Below are 25,894 nucleotides of genomic sequence, written 5' to 3' on the forward strand. Positions count from 1 at the left end.
TGGGTCTTTCGATGCGCGCAGTCGCCGCAGGTGACATGGAGTGAATCAGGCTCCCGCACCGCCACATCCACCCGGATCGGGGGGTCGGGGAAACCCTCCGGCCTTGCAACCCCTTTCCACCCGCGCGGGGTGGGGCCGTTCGGACGGCAGCGCCCGATCATTCATCCCGTACGCAGACTTCGCCCGGCTGGAGACAACGGCATCGAGACGTGGTTGCGTCCCTCCCTCGCAACCATCCATCCCAGCAGGATTCCACATGAAGAAGCCATTTCGCCTCGCATCTGCCGCTCTCGCGGTCGCAACACTCGCCGCCGTGCCGGCTCACGCGGCCAGCGCCCTCAGCCAGGCGCACAACCCCTATCTCGCGCAGTCGTACAACAACCAGACGCACTGGGACGACGCCGCATCCGACAGCACCGACATCGCCGTGCCGCGCGGCTTCTTCGAGGTCACGCCCGAGTCGGTGCAGTTGATCCCGAACGAATCGGTCGGCCTGCCCTCGATGAGCGACACCGTCGCCGGCCAGGAGATCCAGTGGTGGTGGTCGGGCTTCGGCCTGCGCAAGGTCAAGAACGAAGGCGGCAAGCTGGTCGAGATCGCGCGCAGCGATATCCCGGTGAAGCTGCCAAACTTCACGCCGGTGAGCGCCGAGGAGCGCCGCGCGCAAGCCGCCGCCATCCAGAAGTTCATCGAAGCCAAGGACGAGAAGGGCCTGCTCGACTACCTGAAGTCGCAGCCCAACCGCGTGGCGACGGCCTCGTCCGACCAGGTGGCCAATGGCGCCGTGTACGCGGTGCTGACGCGCGACGATGCCTTCATCGGCTGCAACGGCCGCCAGGTGTTCCGCATCGACCAGCAGGACCCGAAGAACCCCGCATCCGGCATGAAGCCAGCGCGCTTCACCAACCTGCCCGCCTCGCTCTTCGACAACGAACGCGCCCGCGCCAAGACCCATCTGCCCGGTGACATGTCCTTCGGCATGGGCATGAGCTTCAATGGCTACCTGGTCATCAACACGCTCGGCGGCAAGGTCATCACGCTGAACCGCGACACGCTCGAGATCGTCGACACCTACACCACCGCCGGCGCCGACGAGTCGTTCATGAACAGTTTTGCCACCGGACCGGAGGCCAATGGCGGCGCCGTGTACGTGGCCTCGAACATGACCATGTACCGCCTGGTGGTCGATGCCAAGGGCAAGATCCATGACGACGAGGCCAGCGGCGCCTGGGCCGCGAAATACGACCGCGGCATCCAGATGCCTCCGCCGAAGATCGGCGACGGCACCGGCTCGACGCCGACGCTGATGGGCTTCGGCCCCAACGACGACAAGCTGGTCGTCATCACCGACGGGGCGAAGAAGATGCGCCTGGTGTCGTTCTGGCGCGACGGCATTCCCGCTGGCTGGAAGCAGAAGCCCGGCACGCAGTCGCCGCGCATCGCCGACCAGATCGAGGTCGACATGGGCCCGGGGCTGGAGATCGTGCAATCGGAGCAATCGGTGTCTGTCTACGGCGACCAGGCTTTCGTGGTCAACAACATCCTGACCAAGGAGGAGCCCCAACTCAGCCGCGACAGTTTCTACGTCAACCTGGTCAACGGCGCCACGCGCCCAGGCCCGGTCGGCGCGGCCGGTTTCAAGTGGGACAACGGCAAGCACGCCTGGACCCAGCAGTGGGCGCGCAACGACGTGTCGTCGATCTCGATCGTTCCGATGATCAGCGGCGGAAGCCGCATGGCCATCATCGACGGCTACTTCGCCGGACGCTGGGGTGAGCGCCACCACATCGGCATGGACCTGGACACGGGCAAGACGGTGATGAGCATCCGCACCGGCACCCATCCGATGTTCAACGGCATGTACGCCCCGATCAAGGTCGATGCCGACGGGCACCTGCTCTACGGCATGGCCTTCGGCATGGTGCGCATGGACACGTCGAAGATGAAGCGCATCGAGCCCTGAGCCGTCGAGGCCTGTGAACCGGGATTTGCCCGCCCCCCGTACTGGGGGGTGAGCCGCGGCGCGGCCCTGCGCATCCTGCGTGCATGAAGACCTCCTCTACATCCAAGGCGTCCTATTCCATGAACAACGAATCGAATCGCGTTGCCACGCGCGGCATGCCGCTGACCTTGCGCTCGCCACGGCCGGACCGCGATGTCCGCGCCTTCCTGCGTTGGTTCAATCTGGCGCCGGGTCGCATCGAGAACCGGTCCGTGCCAACGCAGCGCAAGCTGTGGCGGCTCATGGCGCTGGCCCTGGGGCGTCGGCCCCAGGTGGCTTCGGTCACACACCGGACGATCGCCGGGCCCGGCGGCCCGATCGAACTGCGGATCTTCTCCGCAGGACCGTCGAAGCAGCCGCGACCCGCCTTCCTGTGGTGCCACGGCGGCGGCTTCATCGTGGGCGGCCTGGACTCCGGGGATTCGATCTGCCGCAGCATTGCGCTGGCCGCGGATTGCGTCGTCATCGCCGTGCGCTACCGGCTCGCGCCCGAGCATCCCTTGACGGCCGGACGCGAGGACTTTCTCGAGGCCCTCCAATGGGTCGCGCAGTTCGGCGCCACCCTGGGCGTCGACACGCGCCGTCTCGCCATCGGCGGCGACTCGGCCGGCGGCAACATCTGCGCGGCGGTCGCGCAGCACACGGCGCGCCACGACGGGCCCCGGCTGAGCCTGCAGGTGCTCGCCTATCCGGCCACCGACCTGGTGGCGGAGTTTCCCTCGCTCGAAGAGAACGCCAGCGGCTACCTGATCAGCGAGCGCATGCTGCGCGGAGTCCTGGCGCACATCGGCCAGATCCCCGATGCGGACGACCCCTGGCTCTCGCCGCGCCGCCAGGCCGACCTGCGGGGCCTCGCGCCCGCCATGGTCATCAGCGCCGGATTCGATCCGATCCGCGACGACGGCCTGGACTACGCCACGCGGCTGCGCGCCGCCGAGGTGCCCGTGGACCTGCTGCACTACCCCGGGCAGATCCACGGCTTTCTCAATTTCGACTCGGTGATCGACGCGGGACGCGATGCGCTGAACCGCATTGCCGCGGCGCTCGACAAGGCCTTCGGCGGCGACGCCGCGCCGGACCGCACCATCGAGGTCGCCGATGCGGCCCCCACCCCGACAGCCTGGCCTTTGCGACCCGTGACCGAATTGCTGATGACTTCGCTGACCGGCTGGGCCACGGCCGAGCGTGTCTGGCTGGCGCTGGTCGGCCGCCTCTCGACGACCACCGACCGCGCCACGCGCAAGTTGCTCGAATCGCGTCTCGTGCCCGGCGCCTTCCTGCGCCGTAGCGCAGCGGCGCAAGTCCATGCGCTCGAAGCGCGCCAGACCTGGCCCCATGCCACGAGCCTGCAATGCATGCAGGCCCGAAAGCCCCATGAATCCTCTCCGCCATCCACTGGGGCGCACGCCATGCATGGCCGTGACACACGGAAGCGGTCTCCCAAGGAAAGATCCACATGATTCCCAAGCAGATCCTCGACCCACTGGCGATGTGGCGCGATGCCGTCGATCGCCTCGAAGGCGGCGTCAACAGCTTCACCACGAGCAACATGGAGTCGGAACAGTTCTCGCAGGCGCTCGCGATCGTGCTGCGCGCATCGCTCGGCACGCACCACCTGTTCGACAAGAACATGGCGCGCCTCTACGAGCGCATGGGCTTGCCGAGCCGCAGCGAGGTGCAGGCCATCGCCGCCAGCCTTCGCCGCATCGAGGACAAGCTCGACATGCTGCTGCCGCAGCCCGCGCCGGCGCATCGGCCTGCCCGCACCCGGCGAGCGCCGGCAGTTGCAGCCGAGCCGGTGCCGAAGAGGCTGCCCCCTGCGGCGGCCCCTGCCGATACCGCAGGCGCAACGCTGCCGAAGGCTGCGCGCGCGGCAGTTCCCGCCGGCGCCCGTGCGCCGAAGCGCAAGGGGTGATCCATGAACGCACCCGTCAAGGCTGAAGAGGCCTCCCTGACGCAGCGCCTGCGCTCCGAAGTCGACCGCGCGATCCAGCGCAGCTTCAAGGGCCTCGAATACCTCAGCTCACCCGCCCCTGCCGTCGGCACCACGCCGCGCAGCCTGCTCCACCGCCGGGGCACGCTGGGCCTGTATCACTACCATCCGCAAAGCGCCGAGGTCTACCGCGTACCGCTGTTGCTGGTGATGGCCACCACCAACAAGAGCTACATCTTCGACCTGGCACCCGGCCAGAGTCTCATCGAATTCCTGCTCCAGCGCGGCTACGACGTCTACGTGATGGACTGGCATGCGCCCACCGCCGACGAGAAGCGCCTGAAGATCGAGGACTACACGCTCGACTTCATCCCCGACTGCATCCGCCGCGTGCAGGCGCACTCCGGGGAGCAGGAGGTCACGCTGGTCGGCTACTGCATGGGCGGCGTGCTGTCGACCATCTACGCCGCGCTCCACCCCGAAGGCCCGCTGAAGAACCTGGTGTGCTTCACCACGCCGATCGACATGACGAAGATGACTGTCTTCCAGTCGATGGCCGACAAGCGTCACTTCGACGTGGACCGCCTGGTGGACACGCTCGGCAACGTGCCCTCGCAGGTGGTGATGGGCGCGTTCGAGGCACATCGCCCGGCAGGCCGCATCGCTGCCCAGGTGCGCCTCTGGGACAACATGTGGAACGACCAGTACGTCAAGGGCTACCGCATGATGGACCGCTTCGGCGCCGAGACGCTGCCGCTCGCGGGCGAATACCTGCGCCAGACGGTGAAGGAACTGATCTGGAAGAACCGCCTGTACGACAACAGCCTGCGCATCGGCGGGCGCGTCGTCGACATCCACCGCATCACCGTGCCGCTGCTGCACGTGACCGCGCAATACGACCACCTCGTGCCCCCCGAATGCGCCGCCCCGCTCGTGGCGCAGGCCGGCTCGCGCGACAAGGAAGAACTCACGCTGCCCGGCGGACACGTCAGCCTGGTGGCAGGCCCCAATGCGGTCAAGCGCATGTGGCCGGCACTCGATCAATGGCTTGCAAAGAGATCCGAATGAACGACACCACCACCCCCCGCGCCTGGCCGCGAAAGCACCTCGTTGCCAATGCAACCATCCAGGTCGACCTGTTGAGCCCGAGGGATGGCGTCGACGTCGCCCGCTTCGTACAGAAACTGCCCACGCACGACCTGCTCTTCGTGCGCCGCGACGTCAGCCACCCCAAGGTGGTCACCGCGTGGCTCGACGCGATCGCGCAGGGCAGCATCACCAGCCTTGCCGCGCGCTGCAACGGCGAACTGGTCGGCTGCACCGCCATCGTCACCGACCCGCGCTCCTGGTCGCGCCACGTGGCCGAACTGCGCGTGATGGTCTCGCCCGCGTGGCGTGGCCGCGGTCTCGGCCGCCTGCTGACCCAGGAATGCTTTGCGCTCGCGCTCGGCCTGGGCCTGGAGAAGCTGTACGTGCAGATGACGGTCGACCAGCGGTCCGCCATCGCCGTGTTCGAAGAGCTCGGCTTCCGTGCCGAGGCCGTACTGCGCGACCACGTGAAAGACCGCGACGGCACGTCCTACGACCTGGCCATTCTCAGTCATCACGTCGCCGAAGTGCAGTCGCGCTTCGAGGTCTACGGCGTGGCCGACGCACTGGGCGGCTGAACGCCCCATCCATTTTCACAACGACGGAGACAAACCATGCAACTCACACAAACGCTGCGCCGCACCGCGCAGATCTTCCCCCGCCGTACCGCCACGGTGTTCGGCGAACGGCGCCGCACCTGGTCCGAAACGGCCAACCGCGTCGCACGCCTCGCAGGCGGCATTGCGGCCATGGGCGTTGCGCCCGGCGAGCGCGTGATGGTCCTGGCCTCGAACAGCGACCGCTACGTCGAAACCGTTTTCGCGATCCTGTGGGCAGGCGGCGTGGTGGTACCCGCCAACAGGCGCTGGGCACCGGCCGAGCATGCCTACGCGCTGCAGGACTGCACGCCGGCGCTCTTCATGGTCGACCAGGACTTCGTCGAGATGGCGCGCAAGTTGCCCGGCGTCGATGCGCGCCACACCATCTACATGGGGGACGATGCACAGGCCGGCCTCGCCTCGTACGAGGCCCTGATTGCCGACAACGCGCCCCTGCCCGACCGCGCCGGACAGGGCCACGACATGGCCTGCATCATGTACACCGGCGGCACCACCGGCTTCCCCAAGGGGGTGATGCTCTCGCACGACAACCTGACGATGGCCACGATGAGCTTCGCGCTCGAATGCCCCTACGAGCAGGACACGGTGTTCCTGCACGTGGCCCCCATGTTCCACCTGGCAGCGATGAGCTCGATGCTGAGCTACACGGCGGCCGGCGCCACGCAGGTGATCGCGCCACGCTTCGACCCCGCGCTCATCTGCAACCTGATCGCGGCGGAGCACGTGAACATGACGCTGATGGTGCCGACGATGATCGACTTCGTCGACCGCTACCTTCAGGCCGTGCCGACCGACGTGAGCTCGCTGCGCAAGATGATCTACGGCGCCGCCCCCATCTCCGAGGCGCTGCTGCAGCGCGTCATGAAAAGCCTTCCGGGCGTCAAGCTCTACCAGGGCTACGGCCAGACGGAGATGGCCGGTGGCGTGGTCGTGCTGCGGCCCGAGTTCCACGCCCTCGAAGGACCGAACGCGCGCCTGCTGCGTGCAGCAGGCCGCTGCAGCCCCGCCACGGAAGTACGCATCGTCGACGGCGAGATGAACGAAGTGCCGCGCGGCACCGTCGGCGAGATCGCCGCGCGCGGCCCGACCGTGATGCTGGGCTACTGGAACAAGCCGGAGCAGACGCGCGCCGCCATCGAGGACGGTTGGCTGCGCAGCGGCGACGCCGCCTACATGGACGAGGACGGCTTCATCTTCATCGTCGATCGCGTGAAGGACATGATCGTCTCGGGCGGCGAGAACGTGTATTCAGCCGAGGTGGAGAACGCCCTCTCGCGCCACCCGGCGGTTCTGGAGTGTGCAGTGATCGGCATCCCGCACGAGCAGTGGGGCGAGGCCGTGCACGCAGAACTGCGCCTGCGCGACGGCGTGGAGGTCGACGAGGAAGCGCTCAACGCCCATTGCGCCGAGCTGATTGCCAACTACAAGCGCCCCCGCTCGTACAACTTCCGCAAGGAGCCGATGCCGCTGTCGGCAGCCGGCAAGGTCCTCAAGAACGAGCTGCGCAAGCCGTATTGGGAAGGGCGCCAGCGCAGCATTGCGTGAGCGCTCAGAACACCCTGCTCATGGAACCGGTCGCCTTGGAATCCTGCCGGATGCCGAAGCGGTTGTCGCCGCCGATGACCCGGGCCAGGTTCCAGGTCATCGGCGTCTGCGGGATCGGACGCGACAAGGCCAGCATCCTCGGGTAGGGTGAAACAAGAAAGCCTGGGAGCGGCGCGGTCATTCGATCGCGTCCATCTCCCGGGCTTCTGTCCCGCCGTGTCACCCTTACCGAGGTCGACAGCTCTCGGACCCGCGTTCGCCTGGTCAGCGAACCGGAACCCTAGCCATCCATTGCAAATGGTGCGTAGCAAACCGGCTTGTCGCCGGCTCCCGCCATCAGTGCAGCGGAAGTCGTGCCAGCCCGATTTGAAGCTTGACGCGGGGCTCGCGTTCCAGTTGCGCCGACTTGGGCCCCGAACTGGTGATCCGTTCGTGCGGCAGCCGCAGGAATGGTGCAGGACGTTTGCGAAGCGCGCGCCGCGGCCGCCGCGCGGACTTCGAGAAGGCATTGCCGAAGGAGCGCCATGGTTGGCTTCGCGCGTCGCCTACAGGGCGCCCGCGAGTTCGGGCACGGCGCTGAACAGATCGGCTTCCAGGCCGTAGTCCGCGACCGAGAAGATCGGCGCTTCGGGGTCCTTGTTGATCGCCACGATCACCTTGGAGTCCTTCATGCCGGCCAGGTGCTGGATCGCGCCCGAGATGCCCGCTGCGATGTAGAGCTGCGGCGCCACGATCTTGCCCGTCTGCCCCACCTGCCAGTCGTTCGGGGCGTAGCCCGCGTCCACGGCGGCGCGGCTCGCGCCCAGGCCCGCGTTGAGCTTGTCCGCGAGAGGCGCCATCACCTCGGTGAACTTCTCCGCGCTGCCCAGGGCCCGGCCGCCCGAGACGATGATCTTGGCGGCGGTCAGCTCGGGGCGCTCGCTCTTGGTGACTTCACGGCCCACGAAGCTGCTCTTGCCGCTGTCGGCCACGCCGTCCACGGTCTCGATGGCTGCGCTGCCGCCGGTGGCTGCTGCCGCATCGAAGCCCGTCGTGCGCACGGTCGCGACCTTGATGGAGTCGGAACTTTGCACGATGGCAATGGCGTTGCCGGCATAGATCGGACGCTCGAAGGTGTCCGGGCTGTCCACCTTGGTGATGTCGCTGATCTGGGCGACGTCCAGCTTGGCGGCAACCCGAGGCGCCACGTTCTTGCCGTTGGCCGTGGCCGGGAACAGGATGTGGCTGTAGTTCTTGGCAATGGCGAGAACTTGCGCTGCAACGTTCTCCGCGAGGTTCTCGGCCAGGCTCGGGCTGTCGGCCACGATCACCTTGGCAACGCCGGCCACCTGGGCAGCGGCCTTGCCGGCTTCGGCGGCGTTGGCACCGGCCACCAGCACGTGGACATCGCCGCTGGCACAGGCAATCCCTGCGGTCACGGTGTTCAGGGTCGCCGGCTTGAGCGTGGCGTGGTCGTGTTCGGCAATAACAAGTACGGTCATATCATTTCTCCTGGCCGCAAAACAGTGCGCAGCCTCCAAACGTTTGTTCCAGGGATACCGCGGAACCGGCTTTGCCGGGCCGCCGGTGTCGCCCCCTGAAAGGGGGTGGGCGAAGCGACACGAAGTGCGCGAAGCCTGGGGGTCAGATTACTTTTGCTTCGTTCTTCAGCTTGTCCACCAGCGTGGCGACATCGGGCACCTTGATGCCGGCGCCGCGCTTCGGGGGCTCCGAGACCTTGAGCGTCTTCAGGCGCGGCTTGACGTCCACGCCGAGGTCCTCGGGCTTCACCGTGTCGAGCTGCTTCTTCTTGGCCTTCATGATGTTGGGCAAGGTCACGTAGCGCGGCTCGTTCAGGCGCAGGTCGGTGGTGATGACCGCGGGCAACGACAGGGAGATGGTCTCCAGGCCGCCGTCGACTTCACGGGTCACGTTGACCTTGTCGGCCGAGACTTCGACCTTGGAGGCAAAAGTCGCTTGCGGCAGGTCGGCCAGCGCCGCCAGCATCTGGCCGGTCTGGTTGGCGTCGTCATCGATGGCCTGCTTGCCCAGGATGACCAACTGGGGCTGTTCCTTGTCGACCAGCGCCTTGAGGATCTTCGCGACTGCGAGCGGTTGAAGTTCGTCGTCGGTCTGCACGAGGATGCCGCGATCCGCACCGATGGCCATCGCGGTGCGCAACGTCTCCTGGCATTGCGCGACTCCGCAGGACACGGCGATCACCTCGGTCACCACGCCCTGCTCCTTCAGCCGGACGGCCTCCTCGACGGCGATCTCGTCGAAGGGGTTCATGCTCATCTTCACGCTGGCAATGTTCACGCCGGTGCCGTCGGCCTTCACTTGCGCCTTCACGTTCGCGTCGAGGACGCGCTTGACTGCCACCAAAACCTTCACTTGTCTTTCTCCATCTGATTGCTGTTGGAACGCACGCCCAGGCCCTGCTCTTGCAGGCGGACGATGGCGGTGTGATCGAAGCCCCAGTCGCGCAGGGCTGCTTCGCCGTGCTCGCCGCGCGACGGCGCACGCCGGGGCAGCGCCGACGGCGTCGCCGAGAAGCGCGGCGCCGGCCCCGGCTGGATGACGCCGTCCACTTCCACGAAGCTGGCGCGGGCGCGGTGCTGGGCGTGGTTCGGGGCCTCCGAGAAGCCCAGGACGGGTGCGACGCAAGCGTCGCTGCCGTCGAACACGGCACACCATTCGGCCCGCGTGCGGCTCGCGAACGCTCGCTCGAAGGCTTCACGCAGGCGCGGCCAGCCGCTTCGGTCATGCTGGGAAGGCAGGCCTGCGTCTGCCAGGCCGAGTTTCTCGACCAACTCCGCGTAGAAGCGCGATTCGACTGCACCGACGGCCATGCAGTGTCCGTCGCTCGTGCGGTAGGTGTCGTACCAGGGGGCGCCGCTGTCGAGCCAGTTGCTCCCGCGCTCCTCCTTCCAGTTGCCTGACGCGATCAGCCCCCAGAACACGGCGCCCAGTTGGGCCGCGCCTTCGATCATCGCGGCGTCGACCACCTGCCCGGCGCCGCCGCGCTGCACGTTGAGCAAGGCCGCGAGAACGCCCATCGCGAGCAGCATGCCGCCACCGCCGTAGTCGCCGACGAGATTGAGCGGCGGCACCGGCTTGCCTCCCGTCGGACCGATGCCGGAGAGCACGCCGGAGAGCGCGATGTAGTTCAGGTCGTGGCCGGCGCGTTCGGCCAGGGGACCGGTCTGGCCCCAGCCGGTCATGCGGCCGTAGACCAGCTTCGGATTGCGCGCGAGCGCCACCTCGGGGCCCAGGCCCAGGCGCTCCATCGTGCCGGGCCGAAAGCCTTCGATGACCACGTCGGCCCGCTCGATGAGTTCGAGCGCGGCCGCGACGGCGTCCGGCTGCTTCAGGTCGAGCGTGACCGACCGGCGGCCCCGTCCGGTGATGTCGATGCGCGGCCCGCTGGTCTTGGGGCCGAGGTCCGAATGCGCCACCGGCCGATCGATGCGGATCACGTCGGCGCCCATGTCGGCGAGGAGCATCGTGCCGAAGGGCCCGGGGCCGATGGCCTCGAATTCCACCACCCGAATGCCAGACAAAACACCCATTGAAAACTCCAGGTTGCTTCAGAAATTGAGCGATGGGACAAGTAGATCAGCGTGTCGCGCGGCAACCCCTACCCGCAATGGGTAGCGCCCGAAGGCCGGCCGCGCCGGGACGCGTTGCTGCTGCACAATGCCCCGGCGGCGTCGGCCCCTGGCGGCGCGGCCCGAGAACATGCCGTCGAATCCTCCCGCTTCCAGCTCACCGCACGCACAGCCCGAAGCGCCGGCAGCGCCGCGCTCGGGCGTCGGCGTGGTCGGGCGCGATCGCCTGCTGGTCCGGCTGCTCGAAGCGCGGCGGCTGCGCTGCATCGCGGTCAGCGGCCCGGCGGGCTCCGGAAAGTCCACCCTTGTCGCGGCCTGGCGGCAGGCCCTCGTTCCGCTGGGCTTCGACGTCGCGTGGTTCACGCCCGCCGCTGCCGACGACGAGCCCGCGCGTTTTCTCGACGGTCTGATGGCACGCCTGTCGCAGGTCGACCCGACACTGGTGAGCGAAACGGCGCCATTGCGTGGCGGCATCGTCGATGCCGATGCCGTCGAGCGCCTCGCGATCGCGCTCGTGCGCGGCATCGCCGCGTATCCGCGCGAACTCCTGCTGGTGCTCGACGACCTGCATCATCTCCGGCACGAGGCGGTCCATGACGCGTTGCAGTGGCTCCTCGACTACGCCCCGCCGAACCTTCACCTCGTGCTGGTCTCGCGCGGAGCGCCGCACCTGTCGCTGGACAGGCTGCGCAGCCAGTCGCAGACGCTCGAACTCGATCTGCGCGACCTGCGCTTTACACGGGCCGAAACGGAGCAGTTCCTGAAGGCGCAGATCGGCGACGTGGACGCGCGCACGATCAGGACCCTGCACGAATGGAGCGACGGCTGGATCGCCGGCCTCAGGATCTTCGCGCTCGACTGGAAGAAGAAGCAACTCGAGCCCGGCCGCGCAGCCCCGGGCGAGCCTTTTGCGCGCATGCCGGCGCGCGATGCGAGCGCCCTGGCCGACTATTTCGAGCACGAGGTGCTCTCGCTGCTCTCGCCCGAAGACTTGTCGATCCTCGTGCGCGTGGCGCCCTGCAGCCGCTTCTGTGCACCCCTGTGCGCCGCACTTCTCGACACGCCCGACGCGGTCGGCCCATCGGCCGCCCTGCTCGGCCGGCTCGAAAGCGACGACCTTTTCGCCGCGCCCGTCGAAGGCCGCGGGCCCGAAGCCTGGGTGCGGCTCCATCCGCTGCTGCGCGACACGCTGCTCGCCCGCTTTGCCGCACTCGACGAGGCCACGCGGCATGCCGTCCATGGGCGCGCGTTCGCCTGGTTCCGCGACAGGGGCATGCTGGAAGACGCCGTGCGCCATGCGGTGCAGGCGGGCGAACCGGCGCAGGCCGCCGAACTGGTCGAGCAATGCGCGCAATCGCTGCTCGTGCGCGGCGAGCGGCGCGAACTGATCGCGCTGCTGCAACAGCTTCCGGCCGAGCAGATCGCACGCAGTTTCAGGATGCGCTTGTGGATGGCCCGCACGCTGCTTCACCAGCGCGACTTGCGGGCCTGCGAGGAGATCCTCGACGGCCTGACCCGGGACTTGCCCGCCAGCGACACCGGAGCGCGCTTCCTGACCGCCACCTTGCGGGCCGCGCTGGCGGTACGGAGAGACGACACCGACGCCGCCCTGGCGATCCTGCCGCAGTTGCTGGAGGCACCGCCAGATGCCGATGCCATCTCGATCGGCGGACGCAACAACGTCCTCTCGTGGCTCTACAACCAGCAAGGCGAGTACGAAAAGGCGCGCAGCGTGCAGCTCGACGCCCCGGCGCTGACGATCGACGGCATGCCATTGCTCGCCACCGCCGCCGGCAGCCTCCATGGGCGTTGCCTGATCGGGCTGAGCTACGCCCTCGAAGGGCGCATGACGCAAGCCGAGCGCATCTACCGCGCCGTGGCCGCCGAGGCGCGCGAAGGCGGCAAGGGCTGCGTCGACTCCTATTACCTCGCGATCGGCCTGCTCGGCGACGTGCTCTACGAGGTCAACGACGTCCGGCAGGCGCTCGAACTGCTCGAAGACAAGGTCGACATGCTGGAGCGCATCGCGATCCCTGACGCGGTGATGCGCGCATTCCGGCTGCTGGCGGGCGCCGAGTGGCATGCGGGCCACCGCGCCGAGGCCTTTGCCCACGTCCAGAGACTGGAAGACTACGCCGTCCGGCACGGACTGGACCGGGTGCTGGCCCACAGCCTCGGAGACAAGGCCAATCTGCACTTGCTGCTCGGCGAAGTGACGGCGGCCGAAGCCGCGCTCGCCCGGCTCGAGGTCATCGAGGTGCGCCATGCGGCGGCAACGTCGAGCGCGACTGGCGAGATCAGCGAGCAGGCACAGCGCACGCGCATCCGGCTCGCGGCGTCCCTGGGTGATTTCGATGGCGCCGCCGCGCAGCTTGCGGCCCTCGTCGCCCAGTGCGAGGCCCGAGGACGCCAGCGCACCGTCGCGCACCTGCTGGTGAAAAGCGCGGTGGTGGATGCGCGCCGTGGCCGGCCTGAAGCGGCGAGGCAGAAGTTGCTGGACGCACTGCGCCGCGGGCACCGGCTCGGCCTCCTGCGCAGCCTGCTGGACGCTGACCCCATGGCCCCCCAGTTGATCGGCGAACTCGCACGAACCGAGCAGCTCGACCCGGTGCTCGCCTTCTATGTCGAGCGCCTGCAGGCCGTGCGGACACGCTCGAAGCCTCGCCCGTCAGAGGCCGCGACGAAGACCGGCGCGCATGGTCCGGCGTCGGGCGAGCTGGAGGAGTTCAGCGAGCGCGAGATCGAGGTCCTGCGCCTTCTGGCCCAGGCCATGCCGAACAAGAAGATCGCCCGCGCGCTGGGCCTCTCGCCCGAGACGGTCAAGTGGTACCTCAGCCGCATCTACGGCAAGCTGCGCGTGTCTGGCCGAGACGAGGCCGTGGCTCGCGTGCGGGACCTCGGCTGGGATGCCGAGGGTTTGCCCCCACCCGGCTGAGGCACGCCGCCACCCACTCCGGGTGGCCCCTCCGACCTGGGTGCGTCCGATCATGGGCCACCCCCACGGAACGAGGACCCCCATGCCGAGCGACATCATCCCGCTGCGCGAGTCGCAACTCTCGATCGAGGACGGCGTGGCCCTGTTCACGCACCAGCGCCCTGCCGCACGCAATGCGCTGTCGATGGAACTGCGCGCGGACTACCGCGACATGCTCACGCACGTGGAGAACGACCGCAGCGTGCGCGCGCTGGTTCTCACCGGCTCGGGCGGCAGCTTCTGCGCCGGCGGCGACCTGAAGGCGGTGAAGGAGCGGCAGGCCGGCAACGACCCCGAGCAGCGTTCGGCCGATGCGATGCGCCGCCGGCTCCAGTCTCTCCACGCATGGGTGGAAAGACTCCGCTCGCTGGAGGTGCCGGTGATCGCCGCGGTCGACGGGCCGGCCGTCGGCGCCGGCTTCTCGATCGCGCTGGCGGCGGATTTCATCCTCGCCTCCACGCGCGCCGTGTTCTGCATGTCCTTCGCGAAGATCGGCCTGATCCCCGACCTCGGGGCCTTTCACTTCCTGCCGCGCGCCGTGGGCCTGCCGATGGCGAAGGAACTGGCGCTCACGGCGCGGCGCGTCGGCGCCGCGGAGGGCAGGCAACTGGGCTTCGTCCACGCGCTGCACGAGCCGGAGACCCTCCTGCCCGAGGCGATGCGCTTCGCCCGGCGCTTCATCGCGGGCCCGCGCGAAGCCATGGGCCTCACCAAGTCCCTGATGAACAAGAGCTTCGAGACGTCCTACGCCACCCTCGCCGAGCTGGAATGCAACGCGCAGGCCGTGGCGGCGGACGCGCCCTACCACGGCGCGGCCGTCGAGGCTTTCCTGCGCGGCGAGCCACTCGCCTACGACTGGGACCGTACGACGGGTTGAGCCTGCCCCCCATCCGGAGTGGGGGCGGACCGCCCCCTTGGCAATTAACTTAGAGCCCAGAGCCAAGACCTGTAGGAGACAAACCAGTGAACGTGACCCGCAACGTCTTCCGAGACGACCACGAGATGTACCGCGAGACGGTACGCCGCTTCATCGAGCGCGAATGCCTGCCGCGCCAGCACGCCTGGGACCTGGCGGGCCAGGTCGATCGCGAGACCTGGCTGAAGGCCGGCCGCGAAGGCCTGCTGTGCGCGTCGCTGCCCGAGGAATACGGCGGCGGCGGCGGAGACTTCGGCCATGCGGCCGTATTCGGCGAGGAGTTCGCGCGCTCCGGCGTCAGCGGCCCGGCCTTCGGCATGCACTCGGACATCATCGCGCCCTACATCCTGCGCGCCGGCACCGAGGACCAGAAGCGCAAGTGGCTGCCCGGAGCAGCCTCCGGCGAGATCATCCTGGCCATCGCGATGACCGAACCCGGCACCGGCAGCGACCTGAAAGCCGTGCGAACCACCGCCGTTCGCGAAGGCGACGAATACGTCATCAACGGCAGCAAGACCTTCATCAGCAACGGCCTCACCGCCGACCTGATCATCGTGGTCTGCAAGACCGACCCTGCCGCCGGCGCCAAGGGCATCAGCCTGATCGCGGTCGAGGCGACGCGTGCGGGCTTCCGCCGCGGCCGCAAGCTCGACAAGGTGGGCCAGTACGCGCAGGACACGGCCGAGCTCTTCTTCGACGACGTGCGCGTGCCGGTCGGCAACCGCCTCGGCGAAGAGGGCAAGGGCTTCAGCTACCTGATGGGCGAGCTGCCGCAGGAGCGCTTCACCATCGCGATCGCCGCTGCCGCCCGCCTGGAGCGCGCGCTGCAGACCACGATCGACTACGTGAAGGACCGCCGAGCCTTCGACCAGACCGTGTGGGACTTCCAGAACACGAAGTTCAAGCTGGCCGACATCAAGGCGCAGGCCGTGGCCGTGCGCACCATGATCGACTACTACCTGACCGAACACATGCGACGCCGCCTCACGCTCGAAGAGGCCGCGATTGCCAAGCTGTTCGCGACCGAGACGCTCGGCAAGGCCCTCGACGAGATGGTGCAACTGCATGGCGGCTACGGCTACATGCTGGAGTACCCCATCGCGCGCGACTTCGTCGACTCGCGCGTGACACGCATCTACGGCGGCACGAGCGAAGTGATGCGCGAGCTGATAGCTAGAAAGCTTTGATTCAACCACCCCAAGGAACAACATGACAAACAAGGTTTTCGTCGCCGGCGTCGGGATGATCCCGTTCAAGAAGCCCGGCACCAGCGAGCCCTATGACGTGATGGGCGAGCAGGCCATCCGAGCGGCGCTGGCCGATGCCGGCCTGGACTTCGGCGACGTCCAGCAAGCCTACGCCGGCTATGTGTACGGGGACTCCACCTGCGGCCAGAAGGCGCTGTACCGCGTCGGCATGACCGGCATCCCGGTGCTCAACGTCAACAACAACTGCGCCACCGGCTCGTCGGCGCTGTTCCTCGCGCGCCAGGCGGTGCAGAGCGGCGCGGTCGACTGCGCGCTCGCCTTCGGCTTCGAGCAGATGAATCCGGGTGCGCTGAAATCCCGCTGGGACGACCGCGCACCGGCGCTGGAGCGCGCGCAGAAGGTGGTCGACGAACTGGTTGGCCGGCCCGAGATCCCGTCGGCCATCCGCCAGTTCGCCGGGGCGGGCCGCGCGCACATGCAGAAGTACGGCACCAGGCTGGAGACCTTCGCGAAGATCCGCGCCAAGGCCAGCCAGCATGCCGCGCGCAACCCGCTCGCCGTGTTCCGCAATGTCGTGTCGACCGAGGACGTGATGGCCTCTCCCATGCTGTGGGACGGCGTGATCACCCGCCTCATGGCCTGCCCGCCGACCTGCGGCGGCGCCGCGGCGATCGTCGTGTCCGAGGCGTTCGCCCGCAAGCGCGGCCTGCGTACCGACGTGCTCATCGCCGGCCAGTCCCTCGCGACCGATCTGCCCAGCACCTACGACGCGAAGGACATGATCCGCGTCGTCGGCTTCGACATGACGCGCCTGGCCGCGCAGCAGGCCTATGCCCAGGCCGGTGTGGGCCCCGAGGACATCGACGTGATCGAGCTGCACGATTGCTTCGCGCAGAACGAACTGCTGACCTACGAAGGCCTGGGCCTGTGCCGCGAAGGCGAAGCCGAAAAGCTGGTCAACGACGGCGACAACACCTACGGCGGCCGCTGGGTCACCAACCCCTCGGGCGGCCTGCTTTCCAAGGGCCACCCGCTCGGCGCGACCGGCCTGGCGCAGTGCTACGAACTCACGCACCAGCTGCGCGGCACGGCAGACCAGCGCCAGGTCGACAACGCGAAGGTTGCGCTGCAGCACAACCTGGGCCTCGGCGGCGCCGGCGTGGTCACGATCTACAAGAAGGTGTCCGCATGATCGACAAGAAGCACATCGGCATGAAGCTGCCGGTCTACAAGGCGGCGGCCGAGGCGGGGCAGCTCCGCTTCTTCGCCAAGTCGATCGGCGAGACGAACCCGGTCTACATCGACGAGTCCGCCGCGCGCGACGCGGGACACCCGGGGCTGCCGCTGCCGCCGACCTTCCTGTTCTCGCTGGAGTTCCAGACCCCCTCGAACGCCTGGCGCGACGAACTGGGCATCGTGACCTCGCGCATCCTGCACGGCGAGGAATCCTTCAAGTACCACCGCATGGCGTATGCGGGCGACACGCTGCAGTTCGAGACGCGCATCGCCGACATCTACGACAAGAAGGGCGGCGCCCTGAGCTTCGTGGTGCGCGAGTCCCGCGTGACCAACCAGCGCGGCGAACACGTCGCGGACCTCCGCAGCGTGCTCGTGCACAAGAACGCCTGAAGACGGGAGCACCTCCATGAGCCAACTGAAATTTGAAGCCGTCAATGTCGGCGACACCCTGCCCCCGCTGGAGCTTGCGCCGATCACGCGCACCACGCTGGCGCTGTTCGCGGGCGCCTCGGGCGACCACAACCAGATCCACATCGACATCGACTACGCACGCCGGGCCGGCATGCCGGACGTGTTCGCGCACGGCATGTTGTCGATGGCCTACCTGGGACGCCTGCTCACGCAATGGGTCGACCAGCGCCAGCTGCGCGAGTTCGGCGTGCGCTTCACCGGTATCACGCACCTCGGCCACCGCATCACCTGCACCGGCAAGGTGGTCGAGAAGTTCGAGGCCGGGGGCGAGCAACGCGCCAAGGTCGAGATCCAGACCACCAACCAGTACGGCGAAACAAAAATCATCGGCGACGCCGTGATCGCCTTCTGAACCTCAACTTTCAACTCGGAGATACAGACATGGGAAAACTCGACGGCAAGGTGGCACTGGTCACCGGTTCGGGCCGCGGCATCGGCCAGGCCATCGCAATGAAGCTCGCCAGCGAAGGGGCGCGCATCGTCATCAATGACCTCGACGCCGATCCGGCGCACGAGACGGTGGAGCTTCTCAAGAAGAGCGGCGCCGAGGCGGTGGCCTGCGTCGGCAGCGTCAGCGCGCCCGACTTCGCCGAGCGCTACATCAAGACGGCGGTCGACAACTTCAAGGGCATCGACATCATCGTCAACAACGCCGGCTTCACCTGGGACGACGTGATCCAGCGCATGACCGATGAGCAGTGGTATGCCATCATGGATTGCCACCTGACCGCACCCTTCCGCATCCTGCGCGCGGCCTATCCGGTCATCAAGGCGCAAGCCCAGGCCGAGGCCGAAAAGGGCATCGAGGTGCATCGCAAGGTCGTGAATATCTCCTCGACCTCCGCATTGAACGGCAATGCCGGCCAGATGAACTACTCCTCGGCCAAGGCCGGCGTGATCGGCATGACGCGCGCGCTCAGCCGCGAATGGGGCCGCTTCAAGGTCAACGTCAACGCGGTGGCGTTCGGCCTGATCCACACCCGCATGACGAGCGCGGACGCCAAGGCCGGAGCGACCATCAACATCGAGGGCAAGGACATCCGCGTCGGCCTCAATCCCGAACTGCTCAAGTCGCACGCGCAGCGCAACCCGCTCGGCCGCGGCGGCACGCCCGAGGAAGCCGCCGGCGCGGTCTATCTGTTCTGCACGCCCGAATCCAACTACATCACCGGACAGGTCATCGCGGTGGCGGGCTCGCCGCAGTAGACGGCGCGGAGCCGGCGAATGCAGCGGCGCCTTGAAATTGACTGCAGCGAGCCGATCAGAACAATGGAGACAAATCGATGACCACTCTTGCAATCGCGGCCGTCGCACCGCCGCCCGTGCGCTACCGGGCCGTGCCCTACGCGGCACGGCAGACGCTGTGTGAGCGGCGCGCCGACGGCACGCTGATCCTGCGTTCACCCCAAGCGCCAAGGGCTCCGGACTGCACCGGATTCGCCGGCGCCATCGCCCGGTGGGCCGCGCGGCGCGGTGACGTTCCCGCCTTCTGCGAGCGCGATGCGCAGGGCGAATGGCGGCGCATCACCTGGGCCCGGATGTGGGAGCAGGTTCAGGCAGTGGGCGCGGGCCTGCTCGAGATGGGCCTGGGGCAAGCGCGCCCGCTGGTCGTGCTGTCGGCCAACTCGCTGGAGCAACTCGTGCTCCTGCTGGCAGCCGAATACGTGGGCGTGCCGGTCGCGCCGGTGTCGCCCGCCTACTCGCTGCTGAGCCAGGACTTTGCCCGCCTGAAGGGTGTGTGCGAGCTTGTTCCCCCGGCGGCTTTGTTCGTGCAGGACGCAGCCACGTTCGAACGCGCGATCGCGGCCATTGGCGGTGTCGACGTCCCGCTGATCGCCGTGCGCGGCGCGAAGCCCGGCCAGGTGTCGTGGGAGATGCTGTCCGCCGCCGAGTTGTCGCCCGAGCGCCGCGAGAAAGCGGCCGCGGCGCACGCGGCCATACGGCCCGACGATGTCGCGAAGATCCTCTTCACCTCGGGCTCCACCGGCGTGCCCAAGGGCGTTCCGAGCAGCTACCGCAATCTCCAGGCCGCCGCATCCAACCTGCTCGACATGTTCGCGAGCCTGGCCGCGGCCGATGAGCCGCCCGTTTTCCTCGACTGGCTGCCCTGGCACCACGCGCTGGGCGGCGTTCTCAACCTGGGCCGCTCGGTGCTGCTGGGCGCGACCCACTACATCGACGACGGCAAGCCGCTGCCGGGCCTGTTCGAGCGCACGGTCCGCAACCTGCGCGAAATCTCCCCCACCTTGCTGACCAGCGTGCCTTCGGCATGGACGATGCTGGCCGCCGAACTGGAGCGCGACCCGCAGCTTGCGAAGAGCGTGTTCGCGAGAGTCATCAATTTCGGCTATGGCGGCGCGAGCCTGCCGAAGGACGTCAACGAGCGCATCCAGCGCGTGGCCGAGCGCACGGTCGGTGAACGCATCGTGTTCGCCACCGGCTTGGCGTCCACCGAAACCACGGGCGTCGGCACCTACCGCACCTGGGCCAGCGACGACCTCGGCAACATCGGCGCGCCTGCACCCGGCACCGAGATCAAGCTGGTGCCGCTGGAGGGCGACCGCTACGAGATCCGCGTGCGCGGGGCGCACAACTTCGCGGGCTATGTCGCGCGTCCCGACCTCACCGAGGCTGCGTTCGATGACGAGCGCTTCTTCAAGCTCGGCGACGCGGTCCGGCTGGTCGACCCCGCAGACCCCACGCAGGGAATGCGCTTCGACGGCCGTGTGGCCGAGGACTTCAAGCTGGTCAACGGCACCTGGGTGCGCACGGGCTCTGTGCGGCTCGGCCTCATCGAGCGCTGTGCGCCGCTCGTTACCGATGCGGTCATCTGCGGGCACGACCAGGACTACGTGGCTGCGCTGGCTTGGCCCAATGTGGCAGCGTGCCAGCGCCTGGCACCGGAACTCGCGGGCCTCGGCGCGGCCGAACTGGCGACACATCCGCTTGTCGTCGCCACGCTGCGCCAGCGGCTTCAGAAGGATGCAGGGAGCGCGAGCCTGCGCGTCGAGCGCCTGCTGCTGATGGCCGAGCTGCCCTCGATGGATGCGAACGAGATCGCCGACAAGGGCTACGTGAACCAGGCCACCACGCGAGCACGCCGTGCGCACCTCGTCGACGAAGTCTTTCGCGACCCGCCGGCCGCTCACGTCGCCTGCGCGCACTGAGCGCCACGCCCCGGCCCGCTGCGGCGGGCGCCGAATTCATGAGAACCAGGAGACTTTCCATGCAGATCAAGGCATTCATTGCCGTGGCCGCCCTCGCCTTCGCCACCGTCGGCTTCGCCCAGGAGTACCCGAGCCGCCCGATCACCCTCGTCGTGCCCGCACCGCCGGCCGGTGCCACCGACGTGCTCGCACGCGTGCTCGCCGAGGAGATGGGCAAGAGCCTCAAGCAGACCATCATCGTGGACAACAAGCCCGGCGCCTCCGGCATGCTCGGCGCATCGGCCGTGGCCCGTGCCGCGCCCGACGGCTACACGCTGTTCCTCTCCCATGCGGCGCCGATCTACTACGCCCCCTACATGTTCTCGAAGGTGCCCTATGACGTCCGGCGCGACTTCGCCTTCATCACCGAGATCTGCTCGGCGAGCCTTGTGCTCGCGGTCAACAAGGAAGTGCCTGTACGCACGATGAAGGAATTCGTCGCCTGGGCGCAGATGAACAAGGGCAAGGTGGCCTACGGCTCCTACGGCGTCGGTTCGTCGAGCCACCTGCTCAATGCCCACCTGAGCGAATCGCGCCACCTGGATATGACGCACGTCGCCTACAAGGGCGAGGCGCCGATGATCCAGGACATGATCGGCGGCCAGATCCCCGTGGCGATCGGCACCCTCGGCACCATGGCGCCGCACATCGCGAGCGGCAGCCTGCGCCCCTTGGCCATCATCGGCGAGCAGCGGCTGTCGGACGTGCCCAACGTGCCGACGATGGCCGAGGCCGGCTTTCCGGACGAGGAGTTCAAGCCCGTCGGCGGCGTGCTGCTGACGGCACCGGCCAAGACCCCGCCGGCCGTTCTCGCCCGCATCGAGAAGGAGGCCCGTGCGGCCGTGCAGACGGCTGCGATGAAGGCGCGTTTCCAGGCCTTCGGGCTGGTGGGCATGGGCAACACCTCGGCGGAGTTCCGGCGCAACTTCGAGGCCAGCGGGCCTGTGATCCAGAAGCTGGTGCAGGTGTCCGGCGCAAAGGTGGATTGACGTCTACCCGGCGCCCCGCATCCAGGCCACGGCTTCGTCCCTCCCCGCCACGCCGAGCTTGCCGTAGATGTTCTTCAGGTGCCACTTGACGGTATCGATGGAGAGCCCGAGTGCCAGTGCAATCTTCTTGTTGGGCATGGCCTGCGCGAGCAGCGCGAGCACATCGCGCTCCCGTTCGCTCAACGGCTCGACAGGCCGCTTTGCAGCGCCGGGCGCCGCATCGGCGGGTACGGCCGCCGCAGCCACGCCTTCGGGTGGGCGCGCGGCACGGCCCAGCCGCTCGGCATAGAAGGCCAGCACCGGATCCAGCGACGCATCCTTCGCGATCTCGGCGACGAGATCGAGCACCGAAGGGTCCGCATCGAGCAGGCTGCGCACCAGGCCGAGCCGGTGCCCGCTTCGCAGTGCCGCCAGTGTGCTTTCGCGGACGGCATCGGGACGACCGCGCCGGCGCTCGATGACGGCTCGCATGAGCTTCAATTGGGCGACCAGGCGCTGGCGGCCGAGGGTTTCGATGCGCGCGATCAGGGCCTCTATGCGGCGGGCCGCGTCGTCGAGGTCGCCACGCGCCAGCGACCAGCGGATGCGCGCGCGCTCGGCCACGACGGCGATCTCGCCGAGCGCGCTCCGCCCGGCGTCGGCATGCCGCGCGTCGATCTCGTCGATCCGTGCGAGCGCGGTTTCGGCGGCGGCCGGGTCGCCCATCTGCAGGCGGCAATGCACCTGCATCGTCAGGCTGTGGACGAGCAGGCGATCGAGACCCAGGGACGCGCTGTAGTCCTCCAGCCGCTCCAGGTAGGCGAGGCCTTCGAGCCGCCTTCCCGCCGCCCAATGCGCGGCGGCGAGGGTGCGATGCACGCGCAGCACCGAGTCGGGTATCGACACGCGCTCCAGCGCATCCACGCGATCTTCCAGCAGTTGCAGAACGGCCTCGGTCTCGTCATGCTCGTAGAGCACCTCGCCGAGCAGCGCCGTCGCGAGGTAGGCCGGATCGACGCAGGCGCTGCCTCCTTCGTTCGCCTCGCGCAGCACCTCGCGGTAGATGCGCTCGGCCTGCGTCATGCGGCCTTCCAGCGCATAGCTCAGGCCGACGAGGCATCGCCCCTGCAGCGTGCCCGAAGGCGTTCCGCGCAAAGGCACGCCGTCGACCAGGCGGATCGGGTTGTCCTGCTGGACGCGCCGCGCGCGCTCGAAATCGCCGCGATGCATGAAGAGCCATGACAGGATGTTGTCGCGCCCGCCGCTCGCCATGGCATCCGCCCCTTCGGGCAGCGCGAGCAGGCGCGGCAGGAGCGCCATGGCGGCGTCGGTGTCGTCACGCTGCAGCGCGAGACTTGCCTCCTGCATGGTGAGCGCGAAATGGCTGATCGCGTCGTCCGGCGGAATGTCCGGACGCAAGCGCTCGACGTGCGCGGAAAACGCATCGAACTGGCGTGCGAACAGCTCCATGCGGAGCATCCACAGCCGCAGGCCGACGCGGGCTTCGACTTGCGCCGGCGGAAGCTGGCGCACCAGGCCGATCAGCTTGCGCAACTCGCCGCGCACGGCCAGGCCATTGGCGGACTTCTCCACCAGCGCCGCGGCCGCCGCGCACTCACCCGCCGCCACGGCCTGACGGACGGCTTCGTCGATCAGGCCGTGGTCGCGAAACCACTGCCAGGCGATGCGGTGCACGCGCACCCGGTCCGCCTCGCTGCGCTGGCCAAGCCGCTCGCGCAGGGTCTCGCGCAAGAGCGGATGCAGGCGGTACCAGGTCTCGCGCTCGGTGCTCTCCACCGGCACGATGAAAAGGTTCTCGGCCTCCAGCCGCGCCAGCAACGGCGCCATGGTGGGATCACCCGCGGGCCGGCCGAGCAGCGCAGCGCACAGCGGTGCGCAGAAACGGCTGCAGGCGGACGCGCAGATCAGCAGGTCGAGTTCGAGCGGCGACAGGCGCGACAGCACCTCCTTCTCGAAGTAGGCCGAGAAGGCTTGCGGATCCTGCACGTGGGTGCGCACGAAGTCGCCCGGCGCCTTGGCCTCGCCGCCTGCGAGCTCCTGCCGGCGCTTCTTCCAGTTGATGGCGAGGAGCTGCAGCCCGGCCGCCCAGCCGTCGGACAACTCGTGCAGGAGCACGGCATCGCGGTGGTCGATGCTGCCGAGCTGCGACTGAAGGAAGCGCGCTGACTCGGCCGGCGAGAAGCGCAGGTCGCGCACATCGAGTTCCAAAACCTGGCCTTCCGTGCGCAGGCGCTCCAGCGACAGGGGGACGGCGCCGCGCGAAGCCAGCACCAGGTGCAGGTTCGACGGCGCGTAGTCGATCAGCCATTGCAAGGCCTCGTGGATGCGCGAGTCGTCCAGATGGTGCAGGTCGTCGAGCACCAGCACCAGATCGCGCGGGTGCGCGGCGATGGAGCGCACGAGGGCGATCAGCGTGCGTTCGACCGCCTCGCTGTCGATGCCGCGGCCCGCGAAATCGGCCGCCTCCTGCGTCACGGCCGGCGCAACCTGCCCGAGGCTGGCCAGCAGATAGTCGAGCAGGCGCGTGAGTTCGTTGTCCTCGGGCGTCAGTGTGAGCCAGGCGACGTCGAAGCCCAGCGGCAGCAGCGCCTGGCGCCAGGCGACCAGCGTGGTGGTCTTGCCGCAGCCGGCCGGGCCCTGCAGCACCAGGCAGCGGCGGCGGCGCGCCTCCATCAGCCGCGCGAGCAGCGCATCGCGCGCGACGATGCGGCCCGCGCTGCGGGGCGGGACCATCTTGGTGGTGACGAGCGCTTTCAGCGCGGACGCATCGGGCGAACGTTCACGGGAATGCGGCTTGGTGGACATGGGTGGGCAGCCATTGTGGCGCGACCCGGGCATGGGTGTCCTCCCCCCGCCACCCGATCGGGGTAGTGGGGTTGCGGCGCGCGGCTTCCAGAATCCATTCACACCCGAAAGCCGGCCAATTCCGGCATCGGTCGATTCCCAAGGAGACCCCGTGAACATCCACCGTACCGTCTATCGCGACGACCACGAAATGCTGCGCGAGACGGCGCGCCGCTTCTTCGAACGCGAATGCCTGCCGCGCCAGGCCGAATGGGACAAGGCCGGCCGCACCGACCGCGAGACCTGGCTCAAGGCCGGCCGCGAAGGCCTGCTCTGCGTGACCGTGCCGGCCGAATACGGCGGCGGCGGCGGCGACTTCGGCCACTCCTGCGTGCTGGCCGAGGAACTGCACCGCTCGGGCGTCTCGGGCATGAGCCTCTCGGTGCACTCCGACATCACCGCGCCCTACATCGTGCGCTTCGGTACCGAGGAGCAGAAACAGCGCTGGCTGCCGAAGATCTGCCGCGGCGAAACCATCATGGCGATCGCGATGACCGAGCCCGGCACCGGCAGCGACCTCAAGTCGGTGCGGACCAGCGCCGTGCGCGACGGCGACGAATACGTCATCAACGGCAGCAAGACCTTCATCAGCAACGGACTGAACTGCGACATGGTGCTGGTCGCCTGCAAGACCGACCCCGCAGCGGGCGCCAAGGGCGTGAGCCTGATCATGGTCGAGACCGACCGCGCGGGCTTCCGCCGCGGGCGCAAGCTCGACAAGGTCGGCCAGCCGGCCGCCGACACCACCGAGCTCTTCTTCGACAACGTGCGCGTGCCGGTCGACAACCTGCTCGGCGAGGAAAACAAGGGCTTCATCTGCCTGATGCAGGAACTGGCGCAGGAGCGCTTGATCATCGCGGTGTACTCGGCGGCCAAGCTCGAACGCCTGCTGGAACAGACGCTGGAATACGTGAAGGCCCGCAAGGCCTTCGACCAGACGGTGTGGGACTTCCAGAACACCAAGTTCAAGCTGGCCGACATCAAGGCGCAGGCCGTGGCCGTCCGCACGATGGTCGACTACTACATCGGCGAACACATGCGGCGCCGCATCTCGGTACAGGAAGCGGCGATCGCGAAGCTGTTCGCGACCGAGACGCTCTGGAAGTGCATCGACGAGATGGTGCAACTGCATGGCGGGTACGGCTACATGCTGGAGTACCCCATCGCGCGTGCGTTCACGGACTACCGCATCACGCGCGTCTTCGGCGGCACGAGCGAAGTCCAGCGCGACCTCATCTCCAGAAAACTTTGAATCGAAACGGAGCAAT

At 68.2% G+C, this 25,894-nt stretch carries 21 protein-coding genes and 1 riboswitch; of the genes, 16 read left to right on the plus strand and 5 right to left on the minus strand.

What is annotated here, in order from left to right; genetic code table 11:
• Positions 1–256 precede the first annotated feature (256 nt).
• The 6 genes from QTH97_RS00705 (at position 257) to QTH97_RS00730 (ending at position 7,189) form a co-directional block, all read left to right on the plus strand.
• Positions 257–1,963, plus strand: coding sequence for a hypothetical protein (locus QTH97_RS00705; RefSeq protein ID WP_286566049.1), 1,707 nt, complete (start codon positions 257–259; stop codon positions 1,961–1,963).
• 119 nt (positions 1,964–2,082) lie between these two features.
• The gene (locus QTH97_RS00710; protein ID WP_286566050.1) at positions 2,083–3,462 is read left to right on the plus strand and encodes an alpha/beta hydrolase; all 1,380 of its coding nucleotides are present in this window, start codon (positions 2,083–2,085) and stop codon (positions 3,460–3,462) included.
• Positions 3,459–3,917, plus strand: coding sequence for a hypothetical protein (locus tag QTH97_RS00715; protein ID WP_286566051.1), 459 nt, complete (start codon positions 3,459–3,461; stop codon positions 3,915–3,917). Before QTH97_RS00710 ends, QTH97_RS00715 begins: the two co-directional genes overlap by 4 nt.
• 3 nt (positions 3,918–3,920) lie before the next feature.
• Positions 3,921–5,003, plus strand: a complete 1,083-nt coding sequence (locus QTH97_RS00720; protein WP_286566052.1) for an alpha/beta fold hydrolase — start codon at positions 3,921–3,923, stop codon at positions 5,001–5,003.
• Positions 5,000–5,602, plus strand: coding sequence for a GNAT family N-acetyltransferase (locus tag QTH97_RS00725; RefSeq protein WP_286566053.1), 603 nt, complete (start codon positions 5,000–5,002; stop codon positions 5,600–5,602). The genes QTH97_RS00720 and QTH97_RS00725 overlap by 4 nt, the downstream gene beginning before the upstream one ends.
• A 36-nt stretch (positions 5,603–5,638) precedes the next feature.
• A complete protein-coding gene (locus QTH97_RS00730; protein WP_286566054.1) occupies positions 5,639–7,189 on the plus strand; it encodes a long-chain-fatty-acid--CoA ligase in 1,551 nt (516 codons plus the stop codon).
• Between the two features lie 4 nt (positions 7,190–7,193).
• On the opposite strand, the gene QTH97_RS00735 is transcribed toward QTH97_RS00730, so the two are convergent.
• The 4 genes from QTH97_RS00735 to QTH97_RS00750 all read right to left on the minus strand — a co-directional run bounded on the left by QTH97_RS00735 (position 7,194) and on the right by QTH97_RS00750 (position 10,740).
• Positions 7,194–7,370 carry a hypothetical protein gene (locus tag QTH97_RS00735; RefSeq protein WP_286566055.1) on the minus strand — a complete coding sequence of 59 codons (177 nt, stop codon included), beginning with the start codon at positions 7,368–7,370 and terminating at the stop codon, positions 7,194–7,196.
• A gap of 12 nt (positions 7,371–7,382) precedes the next feature.
• Positions 7,383–7,484, minus strand: a riboswitch (guanidine-I (ykkC/yxkD leader).
• A gap of 250 nt (positions 7,485–7,734) precedes the next feature.
• Complete coding sequence (locus tag QTH97_RS00740) at positions 7,735–8,670, minus strand: electron transfer flavoprotein subunit alpha/FixB family protein (protein WP_286566056.1); 936 nt, start codon at positions 8,668–8,670, stop codon at positions 7,735–7,737.
• Between the two features lie 142 nt (positions 8,671–8,812).
• A complete protein-coding gene (locus QTH97_RS00745) occupies positions 8,813–9,562 on the minus strand; it encodes an electron transfer flavoprotein subunit beta/FixA family protein (RefSeq protein ID WP_286566057.1) in 750 nt (249 codons plus the stop codon).
• Complete coding sequence (locus tag QTH97_RS00750; protein ID WP_286566058.1) at positions 9,559–10,740, minus strand: CaiB/BaiF CoA transferase family protein; 1,182 nt, start codon at positions 10,738–10,740, stop codon at positions 9,559–9,561. Before QTH97_RS00750 ends, QTH97_RS00745 begins: the two co-directional genes overlap by 4 nt.
• A gap of 169 nt (positions 10,741–10,909) precedes the next feature.
• On the opposite strand from QTH97_RS00750, the gene QTH97_RS00755 reads away from it, so the two are divergent.
• The 9 genes from QTH97_RS00755 to QTH97_RS00795 all read left to right on the plus strand — a co-directional run bounded on the left by QTH97_RS00755 (position 10,910) and on the right by QTH97_RS00795 (position 21,782).
• Positions 10,910–13,714, plus strand: coding sequence for a LuxR C-terminal-related transcriptional regulator (locus tag QTH97_RS00755; RefSeq protein ID WP_286566059.1), 2,805 nt, complete (start codon positions 10,910–10,912; stop codon positions 13,712–13,714).
• Between the two features lie 82 nt (positions 13,715–13,796).
• The gene (locus tag QTH97_RS00760; RefSeq protein WP_286566060.1) at positions 13,797–14,630 is read left to right on the plus strand and encodes an enoyl-CoA hydratase/isomerase family protein; all 834 of its coding nucleotides are present in this window, start codon (positions 13,797–13,799) and stop codon (positions 14,628–14,630) included.
• A gap of 86 nt (positions 14,631–14,716) precedes the next feature.
• On the plus strand, positions 14,717–15,856 hold the full coding sequence (locus QTH97_RS00765) for an acyl-CoA dehydrogenase family protein (RefSeq protein WP_286566062.1): 1,140 nt from the start codon (positions 14,717–14,719) through the stop codon (positions 15,854–15,856).
• A 22-nt stretch (positions 15,857–15,878) separates the two neighbouring features.
• Complete coding sequence (locus tag QTH97_RS00770; RefSeq protein ID WP_286566063.1) at positions 15,879–17,069, plus strand: lipid-transfer protein; 1,191 nt, start codon at positions 15,879–15,881, stop codon at positions 17,067–17,069.
• On the plus strand, positions 17,066–17,506 hold the full coding sequence (locus QTH97_RS00775; RefSeq protein WP_286566064.1) for a MaoC family dehydratase N-terminal domain-containing protein: 441 nt from the start codon (positions 17,066–17,068) through the stop codon (positions 17,504–17,506). Before QTH97_RS00770 ends, QTH97_RS00775 begins: the two co-directional genes overlap by 4 nt.
• A 16-nt stretch (positions 17,507–17,522) precedes the next feature.
• The gene (locus QTH97_RS00780; protein WP_286566065.1) at positions 17,523–17,939 is read left to right on the plus strand and encodes a MaoC family dehydratase; all 417 of its coding nucleotides are present in this window, start codon (positions 17,523–17,525) and stop codon (positions 17,937–17,939) included.
• Between the two features lie 29 nt (positions 17,940–17,968).
• Entirely contained in the window at positions 17,969–18,793 is an 825-nt protein-coding gene (locus QTH97_RS00785) for an SDR family NAD(P)-dependent oxidoreductase (protein WP_286566067.1), read from the plus strand.
• A 77-nt stretch (positions 18,794–18,870) separates the two neighbouring features.
• Complete coding sequence (locus tag QTH97_RS00790; RefSeq protein WP_286566068.1) at positions 18,871–20,754, plus strand: feruloyl-CoA synthase; 1,884 nt, start codon at positions 18,871–18,873, stop codon at positions 20,752–20,754.
• A 59-nt stretch (positions 20,755–20,813) separates the two neighbouring features.
• Entirely contained in the window at positions 20,814–21,782 is a 969-nt protein-coding gene (locus QTH97_RS00795) for a Bug family tripartite tricarboxylate transporter substrate binding protein (RefSeq protein WP_286566069.1), read from the plus strand.
• A gap of 3 nt (positions 21,783–21,785) precedes the next feature.
• On the opposite strand, the gene QTH97_RS00800 is transcribed toward QTH97_RS00795, so the two are convergent.
• Positions 21,786–24,587, minus strand: coding sequence for a winged helix-turn-helix domain-containing protein (locus QTH97_RS00800; protein WP_286566070.1), 2,802 nt, complete (start codon positions 24,585–24,587; stop codon positions 21,786–21,788).
• 151 nt (positions 24,588–24,738) lie between these two features.
• On the opposite strand from QTH97_RS00800, the gene QTH97_RS00805 reads away from it, so the two are divergent.
• Positions 24,739–25,878, plus strand: coding sequence for an acyl-CoA dehydrogenase family protein (locus QTH97_RS00805; RefSeq protein WP_286566071.1), 1,140 nt, complete (start codon positions 24,739–24,741; stop codon positions 25,876–25,878).
• Positions 25,879–25,894 lie beyond the last annotated feature (16 nt).

Source organism: Variovorax gracilis (assembly GCF_030317115.1).
Lineage (GTDB): Bacteria > Pseudomonadota > Gammaproteobacteria > Burkholderiales > Burkholderiaceae_C > Variovorax > Variovorax gracilis.